The 4,325-nt window shown below is 33.5% G+C and carries 4 protein-coding genes and 1 pseudogene; all 5 read left to right on the top strand.

Features of this window, described 5'->3' with window-relative positions; genetic code table 11:
• Window positions 1-91: 91 nt before the first annotated feature.
• Window positions 92-937, top strand: a pseudogene (locus AC1RYN_RS04115) (sulfatase family protein); the annotation flags it as partial.
• Between the two features lie 164 nt (window positions 938-1,101).
• Complete coding sequence (locus tag AC1RYN_RS04110) at window positions 1,102-1,422, top strand: two-component regulator propeller domain-containing protein (RefSeq protein ID WP_481805934.1); 321 nt, start codon at window positions 1,102-1,104, stop codon at window positions 1,420-1,422.
• 287 nt (window positions 1,423-1,709) lie between these two features.
• Complete coding sequence (locus AC1RYN_RS04105; RefSeq protein WP_481805933.1) at window positions 1,710-2,954, top strand: ligand-binding sensor domain-containing protein; 1,245 nt, start codon at window positions 1,710-1,712, stop codon at window positions 2,952-2,954.
• Between the two features lie 55 nt (window positions 2,955-3,009).
• Complete coding sequence (locus AC1RYN_RS04100) at window positions 3,010-3,996, top strand: ATP-binding protein (protein WP_481805932.1); 987 nt, start codon at window positions 3,010-3,012, stop codon at window positions 3,994-3,996.
• Window positions 3,942-4,307, top strand: coding sequence for a sensor histidine kinase (locus AC1RYN_RS04095; protein WP_481805931.1), 366 nt, complete (start codon window positions 3,942-3,944; stop codon window positions 4,305-4,307). Before AC1RYN_RS04100 ends, AC1RYN_RS04095 begins: the two co-directional genes overlap by 55 nt.
• The last annotated feature ends 18 nt before the right edge of the window (window positions 4,308-4,325 follow it).

The following is a 4,325-nucleotide window of genomic DNA, read 5'->3' as shown; positions in this document are numbered from 1 at the left end:
AAGGTTAATACATGCTCCTGTTGTTAGGGAGGCAGCACCTAAGGTTAATACATGCTCCTGTTGTTAGGGAGGCAGCACCTCTCCATTTTTATTAGTTGCTTCCTTTTTAAATCCACATGATATTTGTGAATGGGCTCGTGATGAGGATTTAAAAATGGATGTCTTAGAAAAAGCACCACCAGCAGATCAGTGCCCGCAATTACCCATTAATTGGAAAATTCCTGATTACGAACCGCAAATAGTACGCGAACAACAAAAAGTGAGTTTCCGCACCTATCCTACTGTAAATTGGAGTGCAGATCAATGGCGGCAATATCGTTGGGCATATAACCGCTTAGTCGAAAAAGTGGATAATTATATCGAAATGGTATTGGCATCACTAAAAAAATATGGTGTCGAAAAAAATACCATCATTATTTTCACAGCCGACCATGGCGACGGTTATGCAGGACACAGCTGGAATCAAAAGCAAATTTTATATGAGGAAGCTTCAAAAGTGCCGTTTATTATTTCAAAAATAGGACAATGGAAACCTCGTACTGATGATATGTTAGTTTGTAACGGAATAGATATAATACCTACCATTTGTGGATTTACAGGCATAGAAAAACCAAGCTATTTAAAAGGAGTTGACATTAGTAAAAAGATCACTGATCCTGCTCAAAACTTGCGAGATACACTTGTAATAGAAACCGATTTTGCTGATAACGAAGAATTATTAGGCATAAGCGGTCGTGCCCTAATTACTAAAGATTATAAATATATTGTTTATAATAAAGGAACCATTAAAGAGCAGCTTTTTGATTTAAGTAAAGACCCTGGTGAGATAACCAATCTGGCAGTAAATAAATTGTACAGAAAGAAACTCTTAGAAATGCGTAATTATTTAAAAAATTGGTGCAAATCAAATGGAGACAATTTTGTGTCAGGAATATAAATATATAAATTCATTTAAGTAAAATTCTCAAACTTGCATTTTCTTAAATAGCTTTATCGAGTTATTCAATACTCATACTCTTGAAGTTCAGATATTAGTCAAATTATTATATTTTTAGCGCAAAGAAAAGAAACACAGAAAAAACAAGAATTATTAAAACTACCATGAGGAAAACGATTGCTATAGTAGCCCTTTTATACACTGTGCTTTTTACAATAAAAAGTCATGCCCAAGTGCAAGACCGATATTTTCGTAATATTTCGGTTGATAAAGGCTTATCGCAAAGTTCTGTTTTTGCAATTCAGCAAGATCAACTAGGATTTATTTGGATTGGAACTCAGGATGGTTTAAATCGATATGATAGCAAAGGATTTAAAGTATATAGACCCATAAAAGGAGTTAAAAACAGCTTGCAATCCTACTATATCCGAAGTTTGTTAAGGATCACAGAGGGCAATTATGGGTTGGAGGGAATCAAGGCATAAGTGTTTATAATTACAATACAGATAGCTTTATTAACTATAAACTTCCACGTAGTCTTGGCGAATGGTACATATCATCTATAACAGAAGATAATGCACATAGAATCTGGGCAACATCTATAGCAGGAGATGTATTTATGCTTCTCCCGAAGCCGAAAATTTTACTACTATAAAGTTTAACGCTTCCTCGCACGAAGTAAAAAAAAATAGCCTACATCGGAGTTTGGCAGCAACAAATTATTTTAGGAACAGATGTAGGGCTTTTTAAATTAAAACCAAATACACACGAATTGGTTAAGATTAATCTGGGAGCAAAAAAGCCTTATATCAATGATGTTTATATAGATGGGAAAAAATTATGGGTTGCAACTGAAGGATATGGTTTAATCCAATACAATAATGAAAATGGAAAAGCCACTTCCCTTTTACACAGCTCAGGAACAAATAGCATAGTCGATAATAATATAAGATGTGTGGGCAAAGATACCGAAGGAAATATTTGGTTAGGAACTTTTAAAGGGCTTACTATTTTTAACCCTAAAGCAAATTCTTTTGCAAATTATTACCATCAAATATCACAGCCTTACACCATCAGTCAAAATTCTGTACGTTGTTTTTTTAAGGACAATCAAAACGGAATCTGGTTGGGGACATATTATGGAGGGCTAAATTATTATCACAAAAACGATATTAAGTTTAATTTGCTAAGCCAGAACTCAGGCAAACCATCATTAAACGATGAAGTAATCGGCGTTATAAAACAAGATCAAAAAGGTAATTTTTGGATTGGAACCAATGATAAAGGAGTGAATTTTTGGAATAAAAACAACAATACCATCAGCTATTATTCCAATAACGAAAATAATCCGAATAGTCTAAGTTCTAACAATATCAAAGCCATTGCTTTTGATGATAACGGCAATGTATTAATTGGAACTCATAACGGCGGATTAAATTTATTGAACCCAAATAGTGGACTTGTGCAACGCTTTCACCACGACGAAAATAATCCAAGTTCTATTGCGGGCGATTTAGTATATAGTATTCTTAAAGATCATAAAGGACGTATTTGGGTGGGAACAAGATCAGGATTAGATCAATTTCATCCAGAAACAAAATCGTTTACACACATTCATCTAGATAAAGCAGGAAAACGTCCAACGTCAGATGATATTACATTCCTTTATGAAGATAGCAAGCACAGAATCTGGATTGGAACGACCAACGGAGTTACACTCTTTTATCCTGATAATCTTTTATTTGGAAACATCGGACATGGAAAAGTAAGCGAAGATATAGTCAATTGTATAACCGAAGATAAAAAGCACAGAATTTGGATTGGAACCAGAGAAGGATTGAGTTTATATAATGAAAATCAGGAATCTTTTATCAGTTTTAAAACAAAAAATGATTTTGTAAAAGGGACTATTTACGGCATAATTCCAGATGAAGATAATAATTTGTGGATTTCAACCAATAGCGGATTAATCAAATTTAATCCCGACAGTGGTTCGGTACAAACTTTGACAAAGTGATGGACTTCAAAATAAACAATTTAATGAGTATTCTTTCTTCAAGGCCAAAGACGGTATGTTGCTTTTTGGAGGAATAAAAGGCATTTCTTATTTCTATCCAGCAATGGTTAAACAACAATTGCTTCCGCTAAAACTTAGCTTTACAGGACTAGAAGTCTTGAATAAAACTGTGGCTGTAGATGATGAAACAAACATACTAGAACAGCATATTGATCAGGCTGAAGAATTAAAAATTGGACCAGAATACAAGCAATTTAGCATCTTGTTTAATACCTTTAATTACATATCTGCCAATCGTACACATTACTATTACAAACTAGATGGACTCGACAAAGATTGGCAGCGTACAGATGAACTAAAAATAAGTTACAGCAATTTGCCAGCAGGAAAATACAATTTGCAAATAAAAGCAATGGGACCAAACGGAGAAATGAGCTCTATAAGAACTCTAAAAATTATAATTCTTGCTCCATGGTATAAAACAATATGGTTTTATTTATTGCTAGCAGCAATTTTTGGTATAGCAGCATACATTGCTTTCAGGATGATTACTGAACGTATAAAAGCATTACAGCAATTAAAACTAGAACGTATTGATAAAGAAAGAGTGAGTTATATTAATCAGGTAAAAATGGATTTTTTTACCAATGTATCTCACGAACTAAGAACGCCATTAACATTGATTTTGGCACCGCTGGAAGATTTGTTGAAATCGCCATTTGCAGATAAAACATCCAAAAAGAAACATGAGCTGATGTTTATCAATGCCAAACGATTATACAACTTGGTTGATCAGTTATTTGAATTTAGAAAAACCGAAATGGGAACGCGACAACTTAAAGTAGGCAAAAGCGATTTGGTAAGTTTTACCAATGAAATATTTGAATCATTTAAGCCACTTGCTGAAAAAAATCACATTCATTACACCTATCATTCAACAGAATCAAAGCTTATATTCTCTTTTGATAAAGACGCAATGGAGAAACCTTGTTCAATCTTCTTTCAAATGCATTTAAATACACCCAAAGCGGTCAAAGCATAAAAGTTGAATTAATAAAAGAAAAAGATGCAGTATTGATAAAAATAGCAGATACAGGAGTTGGAATAAGTGAAGATGATTTATCTAAAGTATTCAACCGTTTTTATCAAGTAAATAATAAAGAAATGAACTTAGGTTCAGGTGTTGGATTGGCATTTACTAAACGATTAGTTGAACTGCATCATGGTGAAATCACAGCCGAAAGTACTAAAGAAAAAGGAAGCATTTTTACAGTAGCAATTCCTACTGGAGAAACTGTATATATAAATGATTTACATGTAGAAGATTCTGTATATGAGGTGCTGCCTCCCTAACAACAGGAGCATGTATTA

It is taken from the genome of Flavobacterium sp. TC780, from assembly GCF_056783245.1.
Note: the sequence above shows the minus strand (reverse complement) of the source record. Positions and strands in the feature narration are given on the sequence as shown.